Annotated in this window: 17 protein-coding genes and 1 pseudogene; all 18 read left to right on the forward strand. The window is 74.1% G+C overall.

From position 1 onward, the window contains the following. The first annotated feature begins 85 nt into the window (after positions 1–85). On the forward strand, positions 86–1,357 hold the full coding sequence (gene ftsZ / locus VGH76_RS11095; protein ID WP_331556739.1) for a cell division protein FtsZ: 1,272 nt from the start codon (positions 86–88) through the stop codon (positions 1,355–1,357). Between the two features lie 56 nt (positions 1,358–1,413). Then, positions 1,414–2,124: a peptidoglycan editing factor PgeF gene (pgeF, locus tag VGH76_RS11100; RefSeq protein WP_331556740.1), complete on the forward strand. Its 711-nt coding sequence runs from the start codon at positions 1,414–1,416 to the stop codon at positions 2,122–2,124. Then, positions 2,121–2,861, forward strand: a complete 741-nt coding sequence (locus VGH76_RS11105; protein ID WP_331556741.1) for a YggS family pyridoxal phosphate-dependent enzyme — start codon at positions 2,121–2,123, stop codon at positions 2,859–2,861. Before pgeF ends, VGH76_RS11105 begins: the two co-directional genes overlap by 4 nt. 856 nt (positions 2,862–3,717) lie before the next feature. After that, positions 3,718–3,987, forward strand: a pseudogene (locus tag VGH76_RS11110) (cell division protein SepF); the annotation flags it as partial. A 371-nt stretch (positions 3,988–4,358) separates the two neighbouring features. After that, the gene (locus VGH76_RS11115) at positions 4,359–5,312 is read left to right on the forward strand and encodes a DivIVA domain-containing protein (protein ID WP_331556742.1); all 954 of its coding nucleotides are present in this window, start codon (positions 4,359–4,361) and stop codon (positions 5,310–5,312) included. 71 nt (positions 5,313–5,383) lie between these two features. Continuing rightward, on the forward strand, positions 5,384–6,928 hold the full coding sequence (locus tag VGH76_RS11120; protein ID WP_331556743.1) for a hypothetical protein: 1,545 nt from the start codon (positions 5,384–5,386) through the stop codon (positions 6,926–6,928). A gap of 33 nt (positions 6,929–6,961) precedes the next feature. Further along, positions 6,962–7,765, forward strand: a complete 804-nt coding sequence (locus tag VGH76_RS11125) for a methyltransferase domain-containing protein (protein ID WP_331556744.1) — start codon at positions 6,962–6,964, stop codon at positions 7,763–7,765. Positions 7,766–7,923: 158 nt separating this feature from the next. Next, complete coding sequence (locus VGH76_RS11130) at positions 7,924–9,438, forward strand: potassium/proton antiporter (protein ID WP_331556745.1); 1,515 nt, start codon at positions 7,924–7,926, stop codon at positions 9,436–9,438. Between the two features lie 56 nt (positions 9,439–9,494). Continuing rightward, entirely contained in the window at positions 9,495–9,917 is a 423-nt protein-coding gene (locus VGH76_RS11135; RefSeq protein ID WP_331556746.1) for an AMP-binding protein, read from the forward strand. Between the two features lie 51 nt (positions 9,918–9,968). Next, a complete protein-coding gene (gene lspA / locus VGH76_RS11140) occupies positions 9,969–10,577 on the forward strand; it encodes a signal peptidase II (protein ID WP_331556747.1) in 609 nt (202 codons plus the stop codon). Beyond that, positions 10,574–11,509: an RluA family pseudouridine synthase gene (locus VGH76_RS11145; RefSeq protein ID WP_331556748.1), complete on the forward strand. Its 936-nt coding sequence runs from the start codon at positions 10,574–10,576 to the stop codon at positions 11,507–11,509. The genes lspA and VGH76_RS11145 overlap by 4 nt, the downstream gene beginning before the upstream one ends. 80 nt (positions 11,510–11,589) lie before the next feature. After that, positions 11,590–12,288 (forward strand): hypothetical protein, encoded by a 699-nt coding sequence (locus VGH76_RS11150; protein ID WP_331556749.1) that lies wholly within the window; start codon positions 11,590–11,592, stop codon positions 12,286–12,288. Between the two features lie 200 nt (positions 12,289–12,488). Further along, positions 12,489–13,760 (forward strand): NAD(P)/FAD-dependent oxidoreductase, encoded by a 1,272-nt coding sequence (locus VGH76_RS11155; protein ID WP_331556750.1) that lies wholly within the window; start codon positions 12,489–12,491, stop codon positions 13,758–13,760. Between the two features lie 106 nt (positions 13,761–13,866). Then, positions 13,867–14,844 carry a malate dehydrogenase gene (locus tag VGH76_RS11160; protein ID WP_331556751.1) on the forward strand — a complete coding sequence of 326 codons (978 nt, stop codon included), beginning with the start codon at positions 13,867–13,869 and terminating at the stop codon, positions 14,842–14,844. Positions 14,845–14,883: 39 nt separating this feature from the next. Then, entirely contained in the window at positions 14,884–15,267 is a 384-nt protein-coding gene (locus tag VGH76_RS11165; RefSeq protein ID WP_331556752.1) for a cupin domain-containing protein, read from the forward strand. A 218-nt stretch (positions 15,268–15,485) separates the two neighbouring features. After that, complete coding sequence (gene dapA, locus VGH76_RS11170) at positions 15,486–16,328, forward strand: 4-hydroxy-tetrahydrodipicolinate synthase (RefSeq protein ID WP_331556753.1); 843 nt, start codon at positions 15,486–15,488, stop codon at positions 16,326–16,328. Between the two features lie 61 nt (positions 16,329–16,389). Further along, positions 16,390–16,725: a hypothetical protein gene (locus VGH76_RS11175; protein WP_331556754.1), complete on the forward strand. Its 336-nt coding sequence runs from the start codon at positions 16,390–16,392 to the stop codon at positions 16,723–16,725. Between the two features lie 45 nt (positions 16,726–16,770). Then, positions 16,771–17,964, forward strand: a 1,194-nt coding sequence (gene dnaE, locus VGH76_RS11180) for a DNA polymerase III subunit alpha (protein WP_331556755.1), incomplete at its 3' end; no start/stop codon positions are given.

Consider the following 17,964-nt stretch of genomic DNA (forward strand, 5'->3'; position numbering starts at 1 on the left):
CCTCCACATGAGGTCGAAGGTTGAGGGTTCGTATGCGTGTCGGGCCGGTGTCACCCCGAGCGCTCCCGTGGTGAAAGGCGGACCCATGACGCCCCCGCACAACTACCTGGCCGTGATCAAGGTCGTCGGCATCGGTGGCGGCGGCGTCAACGCCGTCAACCGCATGATCGAGGTCGGCCTCAAGGGCGTCGAGTTCATCGCGGTGAACACCGACGCCCAGGCCCTGCTGATGTCCGACGCCGACGTCAAGCTCGACGTCGGGCGCGAGCTCACCCGCGGTCTCGGCGCCGGCGCGGCCCCCGACGTGGGCCGCCGCGCGGCCGAGGACCACGCCGAGGAGATCGAGGAGGTCCTCAAGGGGGCCGACATGGTCTTCGTGACGGCGGGCGAGGGCGGGGGCACCGGCACCGGTGGGGCACCCGTGGTCGCGGGCATCGCGCGCAAGCTCGGCGCGCTGACGATCGGCGTCGTCACCCGCCCGTTCTCCTTCGAGGGCAAGCGCCGCGCGGCGCAGGCCGAGAACGGGATCCAGGAGCTGCGTAACGAGTGCGACACGCTCATCGTCATCCCGAACGACCGCCTCCTCCAGCTCGGCGACGTGTCCCTGAGCCTCATGGACGCCTTCCGTTCCGCCGACGAGGTGCTCCTCTCCGGTGTCCAGGGCATCACCGACCTCATCACCACCCCGGGTCTGATCAACCTCGACTTCGCCGACGTCAAGAGCGTCATGTCGGGGGCGGGCAGCGCCCTCATGGGCATCGGCTCGGCGCGCGGGGACGGGCGCAGCGTCGAGGCCGCGGGGAAGGCGATCAACTCCCCGCTGCTCGAGGCGTCGATGGACGGCGCCTACGGCGTGCTGCTCTCGATCGCCGGCGGCTCCGACCTCGGGCTGTTCGAGATCAACGAGGCCGCCTCGCTGGTGCAGGAGGCCGCGCACCCGGACGCGAACATCATCTTCGGCACCGTCATCGACGACTCCCTCGGCGACGAGGTCCGCGTCACCGTCATCGCGGCGGGCTTCGACTCCGGCGCGCCGACGCACAAGAAGCTGCCCGGCGAGATGCTCGGCGCGGGTGGGCCGGGCCGGCCGTCCCACGCCACCGCGTCGGCGCAGGCGGGTCAGGTCCGGCAGTCGTCCCCGCAGCCCCCGATCCCGCCGGCCGTCGCCGCGGCCCCGACGATGCCGACCACGCCCGCCGTCTCCCGGGAGGAGGCGGCGGCCTCGGGCTCGTCCGGCGCCGCCCCGTCCGACACCGCGTCGCCCGCCGCCGGGAGCACGGAGGGCGCGGCCGCGGCCCCGGCCGCGAAGACCCGCGGCGACGACGACGAGGTCGACGTCCCGTCGTTCATGCGCTGAGCGGGGCCACGGCGAGGGGGCGCGGGCACCCGGGCGCCGCGCGGGATGATGGTGGCGTGCGGGTCCGTCGTGTACTGACCACTCGTGCGGGCGGCCGGTCCCGGCCCCCGTACGACTCGTTCAACCTCGGTGACCACGTGGGCGACGATCCCGCGGCGGTCGCCGCCAACCGGGACCGGCTCGCCCGCGAGATCGGCCTCGACCCGTCCCGGGTGGCCTGGATGAACCAGGTCCACGGCACCGGGGTCGCCGTCGTCGAGGGCCCCCAGACCGAGGTCCCGACGGCGGACGCCCTCGTCACCGACCGCCCGCGCCAGGCGCTGGCCGTCGTCGTCGCCGACTGCGTCCCGGTCCTGCTCGCCGATCCCGAGGCCGGCGTGGTCGCGGCCGCCCACGCCGGGCGGACGGGGGCGGCCGCCGGGGTCCTGCCCGCCACGCTCGGGGTCATGGAACGCCTCGGCGCGGAGCGGGACCGGATCGAGGTGCTGCTCGGCCCGAGCGTCTGCGGCCGCTGCTACGAGGTGCCGGCGCAGATGCGCGACGAGGTGGACACGGTGCTGCCCGGCAGCGCGGCGACGACCCGGATCGGGACGCCGTCGCTGGACCTGCACGCCGGGCTCGTCCGCCAGCTCGAGGGCCTCGGGATCGCCAAGATCGACGCCGACTCCCGCTGCACCCTCGAGGACGACCAGCTCTTCAGTCACCGCCGCACCCGCCCGACCGGTCGCTTCGCCGGGGTGACGTGGTGGGAGTACGACCGGCCGTGACAGCTCCCGACGACCTCCGGGCCGCCGACGACCGCCGGGCGGCGCTCGCGCGGTCCCTCGCGGAGGTGCGCGCCCGCATCGACGCCGCGGCCCGCGCGGCGGGGCGCGACCCGGGGGAGGTGTCGTTGCTGGCGGTCACCAAGACCTGGCCGGCCTCGGACGTCGCCCACCTCGTCGACCTCGGCCTGTCCGACTTCGGGGAGAACAAGGAGCAGGAGGGCGCGGTCAAGGCCGCGGAGCTCGCCGCGCTGCGCCCCGACGCGATAGTGCGGTGGCGCGTCGTCGGACGGCTGCAGCGCAACAAGGCCCGCAACCTGGTCCGGTGGGCCCACGCCGTGGACTCGGTGGACTCCGGCCGCCTGGTCGACGCGCTGGACCGCGCGGCGGGCACCGCGGTCGAGGCGGGGGACCGCTCGGGTCCGCTGTCGGTGCTGGTCCAGGTCAGTCTCGACGACGCACCGGGGCGCGGCGGGGCCTCCATCCCGGACGTCCCGGCCCTCGCCGACCGTGTCGCGCAGAGCGAGCACCTCTCACTCGACGGCGTGATGACCGTGGCCCCGCAGCACGCCGACCCCTCCGAGGCGTTCGCCACGTTTGCCGAGCTCGCCCGGCGGGTCCTGGCCGCTCATCCCGGTGCCACGACGCTCTCATCAGGCATGTCGGGCGATCTGGAAGCCGCGATCGAGCACGGTTCGACCTGTGTGCGTGTCGGTACGGCCCTCCTCGGCGCCCGGTAGCTAGCGTTCCGTGTGAGTGAATGACACGGATGTAGTCCGCCGCCGCACCGGGGTCCGCGCACGTCCCTCCCGGCTGGTCGACGTTGAAGGGGAGAGGGCTGCCATGACCGCACTGCACCGCGTGAAGGCGTATTTCGGCATGGTGCCCGCGGACGAGCTGGACTCCTACGACGGGTACGGCGACTACTCCGACGCCGACCGGTACGACGAGGACCGCCGTGACCCGGACCGGTACGCGCGACGGGCGCGGATCGACCGCTACGACTCCTACGGCGGCGTCGGCGACGACGGGCACGCCGCGTCCCGCTACGACGACGCGCGGCACTCGTCGGACCGGTACTCCTCGGACCGTTACGGCAGCGAGCGGTCCGGCACCGGTCGCTACGGCGCCGACCGGTACGGCTCGGACCGCGACGACGACTACGAGGACCGCTACGCGGCCTCGCGGCACGACCGTCTCGACGCCGAGCGCTCCGGGGACCGCCACGGCTCCGACCACGACCGGGCCGGCCGCGGCGACGCCCGCACCGCGCACGCCCCCAAGCCCCGCGACCCCGAGCACGAGGTCCGCGCCGAGCGCGCGGGAGCAGCCCACGACCGGACGACGTCCGGCGACCGCGACGAGGAGGCCGACGTGTCCGTCCGCTCGAGCACCCGGGGCCGCAGCTGGGAGCACAACACCGGCCCCAACCACACCTCGCGCAGCCGCTCGGGGTCGCTGACGTCGGTCGGGTCGGGCTCCTCCCTGTCCGGGGCACTCGGCGCCTCGGGAGCGGCGGCCCTCGCCCTCGACGAGCCGGTGCGGCGCCCGGTGGCCGACGTGGCGCCGGTTCCGGACACCCCGGCGGTCCCGGAGATCACCACGCTGCAGCCCACCAGCTACAACGAGGCCCGGGTGATCGGCGAGCGCTACCGGGACGGCATTCCGGTGATCATGAACCTCACCGAGATGGACGACGTCGCGGCCAAGCGCCTCGTCGACTTCGCGGCCGGTCTCGCCTTCGCCCTGCGCGGCTCGATCGAGAAGGTCACCAACCGCGTGTTCCTTCTCTCACCGCCCAACGTCGAGGTCTCCGCGTCCGACCGACGCAAGCTCGCCGAGAAGTCCTTCTCCACGGCTCCCTGAGCCGAATCTGAGAGGCGGCAAGACCTCCGGGGCTGATTGCGGTGGGTGGTCGAACAGCGTCGCTGAGCGTCCGGTCGAGTCCCTCGCGGGCCGTGGAGAAGGAGAAGTGCCGGGGTCACGACGCGTGGGGATCGGTGAGCGGTTCCTCCCCGTCCGGCCGATCGCTCTCCGGCGTGTCGCGAGGTACGCGTGTGGGTGGTCAACCCGGTCACGGTGGCGCTCCGTCACCGATCAGGCATCGTGCGCAGCGCACCACTGGACCCGTCCACTATGGTTCACCTGCTCGCAGAGGTCATACTCTGCGTGTCGCGGAGCTCGAAGAGCCCGAGGTACCTGGGGTTCCGCAGCCGAGGAGTGCTTGAGGAGATCCGGTGCCGCTGACCCCTGCCGACGTCCACAACGTCGCGTTCAGCAAGCCGCCGATCGGCAAAAGGGGCTACAACGAGGACGAGGTGGACGCCTTCCTCGACCTCGTGGAGGCCGAGCTGGGGCGTCTCATCGAGGAGAACAACGATCTCCGCGAGCAGGTCGAGCAGCTCGAGCAGCAGCTCTCGAGCGCCCACTCCGACCTGGACGACGCCAGGACGAAGGCCGCCCAGGCCCAGTCCTCCGGCTCGCAGTCCCCGCCGCCGTCGGCCGCCCAGACCACCATGGTCGCGCCGCACCAGCAGCAGCGTCCCGTCGAGGACGCCCCGCGCACGGTGCAGCAGCCCATGCCCGTCCCGCAGCAGCCGCAGCCGCCGCAGACCCAGCAGGCGTCGGGCATCGTCCCGCCGCCCTTCGCCGGCGACTCCTCGCCGATGAACGGGAGCGGCGACCACCACGTGCAGGCCGCGAAGGTCCTCGGGCTCGCGCAGGAGATGGCCGACCGGCTCACGGCCGAGGCGAAGTCCGAGGCGGACGGGATGCTCTCCGACGCGCGGACCAAGTCCGAGCAGCTCCTCTCGGAGGCGCGGACGAAGGCCGACAGCATGGTGAACGAGGCCCGCAGTCGGGCCGAGACCATGCTGAACGACGCCCGCACCCGCGCCGAGACGCTCGAGCGCCAGGCCCGGGACAAGGCGTCCACCCTCGAGCGGGACGCGCAGCGCAAGCACAACGAGACGATCACCCTCATCGAGCAGCAGAAGACCGGCCTCGAGAAGAAGATCGACGAGTTGCGCACCTTCGAGCGCGAGTACCGCACCCGGCTCAAGACCTACCTCGAGTCCCAGTTGCGGGACCTGGAGGGCCGCGGGTCGGCCGCGCCTGCCGACGGCAGTCGCAACGGCTCCGGGGGATACGCGACCAGCGGTTACGGCTCCCGGGCCGAAGCCGGCAGCTGAGTCGGGCGATCCGGTCGGGGCAGGGGAAGGCTTCCGTCCGGTGACCCGGCGCGGTACGTGAGGGGTCGACCGTGCTTCTGCTCGTCCTGCTCTGCGTCGTCATAGCCTTCGGGCTGCTCGTCGTGGCCGTCGTCACGACGACGGCGGCGTGGGCCTGGGGGTCCGTGGTCGCGAGCGCGGTCGCCGCGATCCTGCTGGCCGCGGACTTCATGCGTCGGCGCCGAGCCGCCGCGGCGTCGGCGGAGTCCGGCAGCGCGCCCGCGACGGGTGAGGAGGCCTGGCAGAACGCGCCGGGCGCCTCCCAGCCCCAGCCGGTGCAGGCCGGGCCCGGTGGCGGCGCTCCCGAGTCGGCGGGCGCCCCGCGGGCCTTCGCCGGAGCGAGTGGGGGTCCGGGCGGACCCGCCGGCAACACCGGCAACGGGGGCCCGGTGGGTTCCGGTGGTCAGCCGGCCAACGGCCCGGCGGCACCTCACGGACCCGGGGCACCCAACGGTCAGGCGGGCAACGGTGGCCCGGGCGGTCCCGGGGGACCGGGAGGCCCCGGCGGGCCTGGTGGGCCGGGGCAGGGCCCCGGGCGTCCGCCGATGGCTCCGCCCCCGATGCGCCCGCGCGGCATCCCGCCGGGTCTTCGCGCCACGACGTCGACCCGGGTCGGCAACGACCCCTCCCGCGTGCCCAACGCCCCGGAGGGCTCGCGCTTCGTCGGGCTCGTCCCGCTCCCGAACACGCCCGCGGCCGCCCCGTTCGCGCCGTCGGGACGGCCCTACGGCCCGCCTTCCGGCGGGCGCGCCCCCCAGGGCCAAGGCCCCGGTCAGCAGGGACAACAGGGTCAGCAGGGCCAGCCGGGACAGGGGCAGCAGCCCCCGGCCGACCGGACGTCCGCGACCACCCAGTCCGCCCCGACGAGCTCCGCCCCGACGAACCAGGTCCCGGGCGCCCAGGCGCCCACCGGCCGCCCGCCCCAGGAGTACGACGGCCGGGGCGCGGCAGTGGCCGGGGCCGGCGCCGCTGCGGGAGCGGCCGCCTTCGGGGCCGCCGCCGCACGCGGCGACCACGACGACGAGGACGATGCCACCTCGCGGCTGCCCGCCGAGAGCCTCGAGCGCATGCGGGCCGACGCGGGCGCCGACGGCCGGACCGGCACCTCCCAGACCGGAACCTCCCAGACCGGCACCCCCCAGAGCGCCGCGATCGGGACGGACGCCGCGTCGCAGCAGGCGCCCGCCGGCCAGGGAGCGGGCCCGTCGGGCCCGCCCCCGCACACCCCGGACGGCGACGGCCGAGGCCACCCGGAGCAGGCCGCGCAGGCCGTCGGCGGCAACGGCAGCGCCGCGGGCCACGGCGGACCGCCGCGCGGTGGGCCGCCGCCGCGTGCCCCGCAGCCCGAGGACGAGAACCCGGACCAGGCGACCCTCGACGCCGTCGTGACGCGGGTGGACGAGGTGCTCGTCATCGACGAGGAGCCGCACTTCCACCTCGGCCGGTGCGGCTATCTGTTCGGCCGCGAGGTGATCCCGCTCCCGGTCTCGGAGGCCCTCGAGCTCGGCTTCGCCGGCTGCTCCTGGTGCGAGCCGGTGCGTGGTCTCGCCGAGCAGCACGCCGACAGCCGACGCTGACCGGCGCCCGCCGGGCGTGATCAGATGGTCGACGTGGAGACGACCGGGACCGACACCGCCGCCGCACGCTGGACGACGATGATGAATGCCCGGCGGGTGCCGGAGGAGATCCTCGCCCACGCCCCGGCGAGCCCGTACCGCCAGGATCCCGAGCGGTTCCGGGCCGCCACCGAACCGCCGGACACGCCGTCGCGGCGCGCCGCCCTGGCGCTGCTCGCCGAGACGCCGCAGGACCGCCGGGTGCTCGACGTCGGGTGCGGGGCGGGCGCCGCGTCCCTGGCGCTCGCCGGGGAGATCGACCACGTCGTGGGGGTCGACCCGGCCTCGGACATGCTCGCCGCCTTCGCCGCGGCCTGCCTGGACCGGGGCGTGCCCTACCAGGCGGTGCTCGGGACCTGGCCGGACGTCACCGCCGACGCCGGCGACGCCCCGCTCGTGCTCTGCCACCACGTCGGCTACGACACCGCCGACCTCGCCGGCTTCGCGACCGGCCTCACCGCCGCCGCGCGCACCGGGGTGGTGCTGGAGCTGCACGCCGAGCACCCCCAGGCCTGGCTCGACCCTCTGTGGCGCCGCTTCCACGGCCTCGTCCGCCGGGCGCCGCCCACCGCCGACGACGCGCTCGCCGTCCTCGCCGAGCTCGGGATCGAACCGCGGGTCGAGCGGTGGACGGCGGGCCCCCGGCCGGCCGAGGACCCCCAGGCCCGGGCCGTGCGCGTCGCGCGCCGGCTGTGCCTGCCGCCCGAGCGCGTGCCGGAGGTCGCCGAGGTGCTGGCGGACGAGCCGTCGCTGGCCGGGTCGCCCCGGGAGCGGGTGACGGTCACCTGGCGGCCGTGACCCCGGTCGGCCGTGCGCGAACGGCGCGGGCGCGCGTCCGGTGCCGGGAACGCGCCGTTGCTCGCGCCGCTGCTCGCGGCCCGGGACCGGGGCCACCAGGGCGCCGGTAGGATCGAATCCTCCGGTTCGAGGGCGGGGGACAGGAGGGTCGCGAGCGCGTGGACCGGCTGCCGGTGCTGCTGGGGATCGGCTCCGGAGTCGTGCTGCTCGCGGTCGTCGCGGTCCGGCTCTCCACCCGGCTCGGGCTGCCCTCGCTGCTGCTCTACCTCGCGATCGGGGTCCTCATCGGCGAGTCCGGCCTCGGGATCCGGTTCGACGACGCCCAGCTCACGCAGATGCTCGGCCTCGCCGCCCTCGTGCTCATCCTCGCCGACGGCGGTCTGTCCACCCGTTGGTCGACGGTGCGGCCGGCGCTGGGGCTCGGGATCGCCCTCTCCACGATCTCGGTGGCGGTCAGCATCGTCACCACCGGGTTCGCGCTGCACTGGCTGCTCGGGCTCGACCTGCGGGTCGGGTTCCTGTGGGGGGCGGTGCTCTCCTCCACCGACGCGGCCGCGGTCTTCAGCGTGCTGCGCGGGCTGGGGCTGCGCGGACGGCTCGTCGGGGCCCTCGAGCTGGAGTCCGGGCTCAACGACGCGCCCGTCTTCCTCGCCGTGGTCCTGCTCGCCTCCACCGCGGACCTCTCCTGGGCCGACCCGCTGCTCGTCGTCTACGAGCTCGCCGCCGGGGCGATGCTCGGCGCGGTCCTCGGGCGCCTCGGGGCCGCCGGGCTCTCCCGCGCCGCGCTCCCGGCGACCGGGCTCTACCCCCTCGCCACGCTGGCGGTCTGCGTCGGGGCCTACGCCCTGGTCCAGTTGCTGCACGCCTCGGGCCTGCTCGCCTGCTACGTCGCGGCGCTCGTCCTGGGCAACGCTGCCCTCCCGCACCGCGAGGGCACCCGGTCGTTCGCCGAGGGGCTGGGCTGGCTGGCCCAGATCGGCCTGTTCGTGCTCCTCGGGCTCTACGTCTCGCCGGACCGGCTGCTCGCCGCCGTCGTCCCCGCCGTCATCGCCGCCGCGGTCCTGCTCGTCGTGGCCCGCCCGCTCTCGGTCGTCGCGGCCGCGATCTGGTTCCGGGTGCCGTGGCGGGAGCAGGCGTTCCTGTCCTGGGCCGGGCTGCGGGGCGCGGTGCCGATCGTGCTCGCCCTCGTCCCGCTGACCACCGGGCTGCAGGGCGCGCGGGAGCTCGTCGACGCCGTGTTCGTGCTCGTCCTGGTGCTGACGCTCGTGCAGGGCACCACGCTGCCCGTCGTCGCGCGGGCGCTCGGCCTCGCCGCCCCGCCGGTGCAGGAGATCGAGGTCGACGCCGCGCCGCTGGAGTCCGCGCGTGCCGACCTGCTGCAGATGACGGTGCCCCGCGGCTCGAAGATGCACGGGGTCTACGTCCGTGAGCTGCGCCTGCCCGAGGGCACCGGGCTCTCGCTGGTGGTCCGGGACGGCGCGAGCTTCACCCCGCAGGGCGAGACCCGCATCCAGGAGGGCGACCAGCTCCTCGTCGTCGCCACGACGACCGCGCGGGAGGCCGCGGAGCGGCGGCTGCGCGCCGTCGACCGCTCCGGGCGGCTGGCCCGCTGGCGCGGCGACGAGGGCGGGACGCCGCCGGTGCGACCGCGGGGCGAGCCCTCCGACGCCTAGACCGGGGCGGTGCCCGGGCCGGAGGATGATCCCGGCCGACCCGGTGAGGAGCAGCCATGGACGACGACCTCGACCGACACCTCCCACCCGTCACCGCGGACGTCGCGCGGGCCCGGCGGCAGAGCATCGGGTCGCTGCTGGCCCGCAGTGCGCTCAAGTACGGCGCGAAGACCGCGGTGGTGCACCGCGACACCCGCCGGACCTTCGCCGAACTGGACGCCGACGCCAACCGGGTCGCGAACGCCCTCGCCGAGCGCGGGGTGGTCCGCCACCAGCGGGTGGCGATCCACTCGCACAACTCCTACGCCTTCGTGGTGGCCTACTTCGCGCTGGCCCGGCTCGGGGCGATCTCGGTGCCGGTCAACTTGGACATCATCATCACCGGCGGCGAGAACGTCGCGCCCAAGAACCCCAGCGGCAAGATCCTCAAGCGCGAGCTGCGGGACACCTACGCCGGTCTCGCGGGCGACGCGCCCTGACCCCGGGGTCCCCTCACACCGGCCCGGTGGCCGTGCGGGGAGGATGGGGGCGTGCAGAGCGCTTCCCCCGAGGGCGAGCCGGCCGCCCCGGCGGAGCCCACCGACCCCGGTCTGCGGCCCGATCACCAGCCCGACCAGCAGCCCCGCCGGCGCCTCGTCACGCTGATCGTCACGGCGGTCCTGGTGCTGGTGCTCGACGTCGCGACCAAGGCCGTCGTCGTCGCCACCATGACCGACGGCCAGCGGATCCCCGTACTCGGCGACACCGTGAGCCTCTACCTCATCCGCAACTCCGGGGCAGCGTTCTCGCTGGCCACCGGCATGACCTGGGTGCTCACCCTGGTGGCGGTCGCCGTCGTCGTCGGCATCGCGCGGTTCGCCCGCCGGCTGCGCTCGGCCGGCTGGGCCATCGCGCTGGGGCTGGTGCTCGGCGGCGCGCTGGGCAACCTCGCCGACCGCTTCTTCCGGGGCCCCGGCCCGCTGGAGGGCCACGTCGTCGACTTCGTCTCGGTCGGGTGGTGGCCGGTGTTCAACGCGGCCGATTCGGCGATCTGCTGCGGCGGCGCGCTGCTGGTGGTCCTCGCGCTCTGGGGCATCGAGATCGACGGCCGCCTCTCGCCGCGGGCCGGGGAGTCCCCGGGGACCGGTGGGGCCCGGTGAGCGTGCGGACGCTGCCCGTCCCCGACGGGCTGGACGGGATGCGTCTCGACGCCGGCCTCTCCCGGATGCTCGGGCTCTCGCGCACCGTCGTCGCCACCCTCGCCGAGGACGGCGCGGTCCGCCTCGACGGGGCCACCGCTGGCAAGTCGGACCGGCTCGTGGCCGGCAGCTGGCTCGAGGTCGACCTCCCCGAGCCCGAGCGCGAGCCCTCCGAGCGGATCGTCACCGCGGAGGCCGTCGAGGGCCTCGTCGTGCTCCACGAGGACGACGAGATCGTCGTCGTCGACAAGCCCGTCGGGGTCGCCGTGCACCCCAGCCCCGGCTGGAGCGGGCCGACGGTCGTCGCCGGGCTGGCCGCGCTCGGCGTCTCGATCGCCACCAGCGGCGCCGCCGAACGGCAGGGCATCGTCCACCGGCTCGACGCGGGCACCACCGGCGTCATGGTCGTGGCGAAGTCCGAGCGGGCGTACGCGGTGCTCAAGGAGGCGTTCCGCGAGCGGACCGTCTCCAAGACCTACCTCGCCCTCGTGCAGGGCCACCCCGACCCCAGCGAGGGCACGATCGACGCCCCCATCGACCGCCACCCCCGCCACGAGTGGCGCTTCGCGGTGATGACCGACGGCAAGCCCTCGGTCACCCACTACCGCACGCTCGAGGCGTTCCCGGCGGCGTCGCTGCTCGAGGTCGAGCTGGAGACGGGGCGCACCCACCAGATCCGGGTGCACTTCTCCGCGCTGCGCCACCCGTGCGTCGGCGACACCGGCTACGGCGCCGATCCGACGCTATCGAAGCGGCTCGGCCTGACCCGCCAGTGGCTGCACGCCCACCGGCTCGGGCTGCACCACCCCGCGGACGGCCGCTGGGTCGAGTTCACCAGTGAACCGCCGCCCGACCTGGCGCACGCCCTCGACGTCCTGCGGGCGGCGGCCTGACCACCCCGGAGGCGCCGGAGGAGCCGGGCGGGCCGCGCGAGCCGGAGGCGCCGCTGCGCTGGCCCCGCTACGCGGTCGCCGTGGCAGTGCTGCTCGTCGTGGTCCTGGTGACGGCGTGGGCCGCGGGGAGCCAGCTCTCGCCGCCCGCGCCCGACGCCGCGTCGACCGACGCCGTCCGGCTCGGGCCCGCCGCGGGACAGGACGTGGACGCGTACCTGGCCGGCACCCGCACGGTCCCCGCTCCCGAGGACCCGACGACCCGGCTGGCCCTGGTGCAGTTCGACACCTCCCTGACCGCCGACGCCGCGGCCGCGGCCCTGGGGCACACCACCGACACCACCCTGCTGCAGGCCGTGGTGCGCGTCCCGTTCCCCCGGGTGCAGACCGCCCTGCACCGGGTCGACGCCCCGCCGGCGCCGCCACCCGCGGCGCTGACCGCCGCGCTCACGACGGCGGGCGGCGAGGCCGCCGCGGACGCCGGGCGCGGCGGGTCGTCCTCACCCGCCGACGCCCGCCGCGTCGCCGTCGCCCGCGCCGAGGCCGCGGCGCTCGGCCGGCCGGGCTGCGCGTGCCTGGTCGCCGCCGTGGTCCAGGTCGCCCCGACCGCCGCCCCCGCGCTCCGGGCGGCCCCGGGGGTGCGGGCGGTGCAGGTCGCGCCGCCGGGCACGAGCCGCGCCCGGATCGCGGTGTCGCCGCTGCTGCCCGAGCAGGGACCGGGACGTCCCGACGGTGCCGTGATGGGCCCGGTCCCCGACGACGGACCGGTGCCCCCCGGGTGATCCACACCGGCGGGCCGATCGTGACGCGTCACACGACGTGACATGGACGGCACGGTCCGGATACCTCATCCGTGGCGTGACGGAGGACCATGAGGGGTACGCGAAGGGCAATCACGCGTGGCCGTTCTCGATCGATTCCGTGCTGGCGCGGGGATCGGTCGCCGGAGGCGGCCGGCGCGACCCGTGAGAGGAGAAGCCGGATGAGTGCCGCGGTAACCGCGGGGGCGGAGACGGACACCCGTCCCCATGTCGTCGTCGTGGGAGCGGGATTCGCGGGACTATCCGCCGTGCGGTCGCTGCGCAAGGCGCCGGTCCGGGTCACCCTGATCGACCGCCACAGCTACAGCACGTTCCAGCCGTTGCTCTACCAGGTCGCGACGGGGGCGCTGAACCCCGGCGACATCACCTATGGCGCGCGCTCCTTCACGGCGTCGGTGAGCCGCGAGGGCGAGACCTGGGCGACCTTCCGCAAGGGTGTCGTCACCGAGATCGACCCCGAGGCGAAGGTCCTCACCCTCGACGTCGGGCCGTCGATGACCTACGACTACCTGATCCTGGCCAACGGCGTCACCACGAACTACTTCGGGGTGCCGGGGGCCCGGGAGCACGCCTACCCGATCTACACCCGCGCCGAGGCGTTGGCCGTGCGGGACCGGATGACCGGCTACCTCGACCACATCTCGGCCACCGGCGAGACCGACGGCGCCTCCGTGGTCGTCGTCGGCGGGGGCGCCACCGGCGTCGAGATGGCGGGCACGCTGGCCGAGCTGCGCAACTCGGTGCTGCCGACGCGCTTCCCGGAACTCGACCCCGACCACGTCAAGGTCATCCTGCTCGAGATGACCGACAAGGTCCTCGCGCCGTTCGACCCGAAGCTGCGCGCCTACGCCGCGGAGCAGCTGCGTGCCCGCGGGGTGGAGCTGCGCCTCGGCGCGGCCGTCGCCGAGGTGAAGGAGGACCGGGTGGTCCTCAAGGACGGCTCGGAGCTCCCCGCCCAGATGACGATCTGGGCCACCGGGGTCGCCGCGCACGACGTGGTGAAGAAGTGGGGCCTCACCCAGGGCCCCGGCGGGCGCATCGTCGTCGGGCCGGACCTGCGCGTGCCCGAGCACCCGGACGTCTTCGTCGCCGGCGACATCGGCATCATCGACGGCGACCCGCTCCCGCAGCTCGCCCAGCCCGCCATCCAGACCGGCGCGAAGGCGGGGAAGAACCTGCTCGCCCTGCTCGAGGGTCGGCCGACGTCGACCTTCAAGTACTTCGACAAGGGCACGATGGCCACCATCGGCCGTCGTTCCGCGGTCGCCGAGATCGCGCACGGGCCGAAGCTGACCGGCACCCTGGCTTGGCTGACCTGGATGTTCGTGCACATCTTCGCCCTGCTCGGCAACCGCAACCGGATCATGGTGTCGCTCGCGCTGATGTTCCGGTACCTCGGGCAGCGGCGCAGCGTGCTCGTCGTCGGCGACTGACCCCGGACCGTCCCGCGGGGTGACCCGCCTCGCCGCGTCGCCGTGGGCGGGACGTGGGAGGCTCCGCGGCAGAGAGAGAACGATCAGCTCGCAGCTTGGAGAAGCAATGGCCTCGCCCGTCAACGTCGTCGTCACCGGAGCCGCCGGACAGATCGGCTACGCGCTGCTCTTCCGGATCGCCTCGGGCCAGCTGCTCGGGGAGGACACCCCGGTGCGGCTGCGCCTGCTCGAGATCCCGCAGGCCGTGAAGGCCGCCGAGGGCACCGCTCTGGAGCTCGAGGACGGCGCGTTCGAACTGCTCGACGGCGTCGACGTGTTCGACGACGCGACCAAGGCCTTCGACGGCGCCAACGTCGGCCTGCTCGTCGGGGCCCGGCCGCGCACCAAGGGCATGGAGCGCGCCGACCTGCTCGAGGCCAACGGCGGGATCTTCAAGCCGCAGGGCGAGGCGCTCAACGGCGCGGCGGACGACGTGAAGGTCCTCGTCGTCGGCAACCCGGCGAACACGAACGCGCTCATCGCGGCGTCCAACTCGGACGTCCCGAAGGACCGCTTCACCGCGATGACGCGCCTGGACCACAACCGCGCGCTGGCCCAGCTCGCCAACAAGTTCGGGGTCGGCATCGGCCAGATCTCGCGGATGACGATCTGGGGCAACCACTCCGCCTCGCAGTACCCCGACGTCTCCAACGTGCTCATCGACGGCAAGCCGGTCGCCGACCAGATCGACCAGGCGTGGCTCACCGACGAGTTCATCCCGCGCGTGGCCAAGCGCGGCGCCGAGATCATCGACGTGCGCGGCGCCTCCTCGGCGGCATCCGCGGCCGCGGCCGCGATCGACCACGTCTACACCTGGGTCAACGGCACCCGCGAGGGCGACTGGACCTCCGCCGCGATCGTCTCCGACGGCTCCTACGACGTGCCCGAGGGCCTCGTGTCGTCCTTCCCGGTGACGGCCTCGAACGGCAAGTGGGAGATCGTCCAGGGCCTGGAGATCAGCGACTTCTCCCGCGAGCGCATCGACGCCTCGGTCGCCGAGCTGGGGGAGGAGCGCGAGGCCGTCAGGAAGCTCGGCCTGGTCTGATCTTCCGGTCGACCCGGACGGCGCGCGAGGATCGTCGCCATGAGCGAACCCGTGCGCGTCGTCCGGGAGTCCGATCTCGTCGACGGCGACCCCACCCCCGGCATGCACCGGCAGGTCGCGTTCGAGGCCCCGTCGCTGTGGGCGGGCCTGGTGCACACCGAGCCCGGCGCGTCGTCGGGGTGGCACCACCACGGTGACCACGAGACCAGCCTGTACGTGGTCGCCGGGACGATGCGCCTCGAGTTCGGCGCGGGTGGCTCCGAGCAGGCCGACGCCGGGGAGGGCGAGTTCATCCACGTGCCGGCGTGGACGGTGCACCGGGAGTCCAACCCGGGCGGCGACCGCTCCACCGCCGTCATCGCCCGCGCCGGCGACGGCCCGCCCACGGTGAACGTGGACGGCCCGGACGCCGAGGCCCCCTGAGCCAGTCCCGGTCCGGCAGCAACGGCACGTTCCTGGCATCTGACGCCAGGACGGCGCCGCTCACCCTGCCCGGGCAGCTCCCGGTCCGGCAGCAACGGCACGTTCCTGGCATCTGACGCCAGGACGGCGCCGCTCACCCGTCCTTGGGCACCTGGCCGAGGACGCGCGACCCGTTGCCGGACTCGACGCGCCGCACCCCGACAAGGCAACCTGTCCCCGTGTCGCTCGGAACCGTCCTCACCGCCATCGTCACCCCCTTCGACGACCGCGGGGCCGTCGACGAGAAGGCGTTCGTCGACCTCATGGGGTACCTGTGCACCCACGGGACCGACGGCATCGTCGTGTGCGGGACGACGGGGGAGTCCCCGACGCTGTCCACCGAGGAGCACCTGCGCCTGGTCGAGCTGGCCTGCTCGGAGCGGCCGGCCGGGACGACGATCGTCGCCTCCACCGGGTCGAACGACACCCGCCACGCCGTCGAGATGACCGAGCGGGCCACCGAGGCGGGCGCCGACGCGATCCTCTCGGTGACCCCGTACTACAACCGCCCGAACCGCCGCGGCGTCCACGCCCACTACACCGAGATCAGCCTGGCCACGGACAAGCCGATCGTGCTCTACAACATCCCCTCGCGGGTGTCGCTGGACCTGCCCAACGACCAGCTGGCCGAGCTCGCGCAGATCGAGCACGTCGAGTACGTCAAGCAGGCCAACAACGCCAACCTCGCCCCGGTCGACGGGCTCGGGATCTACGCGGGGAACGACGACCTCTTCGCGTCCGTGCTCGACATGGGCGGCTGCGGCGGGATCCTCGTCGCGAGCCACGTGGTGGGCCCGCAGATGCGCCGCATGGTCGACGAGCCGGAGAACCGCGCCGAGATCGAGGCGTCGCTCAAGCCGGTGTTCGACGCCCTCGGAGTCACCACCAACCCGATCCCGGTCAAGGCTGCGCTGGCGATGGAGGGCCGCCCGGTCGGCGGGCTGCGCCTGCCCCTGGTCGAGGCCGACGACGCCGAGCGCGAGGTCATCCGGGCAGCGCTGCAGGGCGCCGGCGTGCTGTAGCCCCGACACTGTCGGACCCCCCTGCCACCGTCGGCTCACCGACGAGGTGAGGAGGGTCGCCATGAGGCGGGACGAGCGGCGGATCGAGGGGCTCACGGCCTGGGACATCGCCCTGGTACGGCGGGTCGCGCGCGGCGGGAGGGTCGCCCCGGACGAGTGGCTCCGGTTCGCGAGCGGGGTCGACGACCTGGACGGATGGCTCGGCGAGGACGACGACGAGGACGGGCTCGACGAGGACCTCCCGCCGATCAGGTGCGACGGCTCGGTGTGCTGCCCGTGCGGCCGTTGCGACGGCCTCGAGCGCTGTCGAGGTACCGACACGCCGTCGCGGGGCGGTGAGCAGCGCCGACGTCCCACCGCCCCGGCGAGCGGCCAGGCTGTCGGACCCGAGAGGTAGCGTGACTCCCGTCCCGACGGCCGTTCCTGCGGGGAGGTTCCTGGCGTGTCCGACGACTCGTTCGTCCACCTCCACACCCACACCGAGTTCTCCATGCTCGACGGGGCGGCGCGGCTCGACGACCTGTTCTCCGAGGCCGCCCGCATGGGCATGCCGGCGTTGGCGATGACCGACCACGGCAACACCTACGGCGCCTACGAGTTCTGGAAGAAGTCGAAGGCGCACGGGGTGAAGCCGATCATCGGCATGGAGGGCTACCTCGCGCCGGGCTCGCGCCACGAGCGCAAGCGCGCCTCCATCGGGCAGAACGTCAACGGCAGCGACAACCCCGACCTCATGTACACCCACATGACGCTGCTCGCGGAGAACACGGAGGGGATGCACAACCTCTTCCGGCTGTCCAGCCTGGCCAGCCTCGAGGGGTACTACTACAAGCCGCGCATGGACCGCGAGCTGCTCGAGACCTACGGCAAGGGGATCATCGCCACCACCGGCTGCCCCTCGGGCGAGGTGGCGCGCCTGCTCCAGCAGGGCGACCGCGACGGCGCGATGCAGGCCGCGAGCGACTACCGCGACATCTTCGGCAGGGACAACTTCTTCTGCGAGCTGATGGACCACGGCATCGAGATCGAGCGCCGGGTCCGGGACGACCTCTACGACCTCAAGAAGAAGCTCGACCTGCCGGGCCTCGCGACGAACGACCTGCACTACACGTACGCGAAGGACGCCAAGCCCCACGAGGTGCTGCTCTGCGTCCAGACCGGCAAGACGATGAACGACCCGAACCGCTTCCGGTTCGACGCGCAGGACTTCTACCTCAAGAGCGCCCGCGAGATGCGCGACCAGTGGGACCCGATCTTCCCCGAGGCGTGCGACAACACCCTCGCGATCGCCGAGCGCGTCGACGTCGGCTTCACCGAGGGCCGGGACCTGCAGCCGGTGGCGCCGGTGCCCGAGGGCGAGACCGAGGGCAGCTGGCTGGTCAAGGAGGTCGAGCGGGGCCTGCACTGGCGGTTCCCGAACGGCATCCCGGACAACTACCGCAAGCAGGCCGAGTACGAGGTCTCGGTCATCATGCAGATGGGCTACCCGGGCTACTTCCTGGTGACGGCCGATCTCATCAACCACGCGCGCGAGGTCAACCTGCGCGTCGGGCCGGGCCGCGGCTCCGCGGCCGGCAGCCTCGTCGCCTACGTCCTCGGGATCACCGAGCTCGACCCGATCCACCACAAGCTGATC

The sequence above is a fragment of the Actinomycetospora sp. genome (assembly GCF_036497585.1).
Lineage (GTDB): Bacteria > Actinomycetota > Actinomycetes > Mycobacteriales > Pseudonocardiaceae > Actinomycetospora.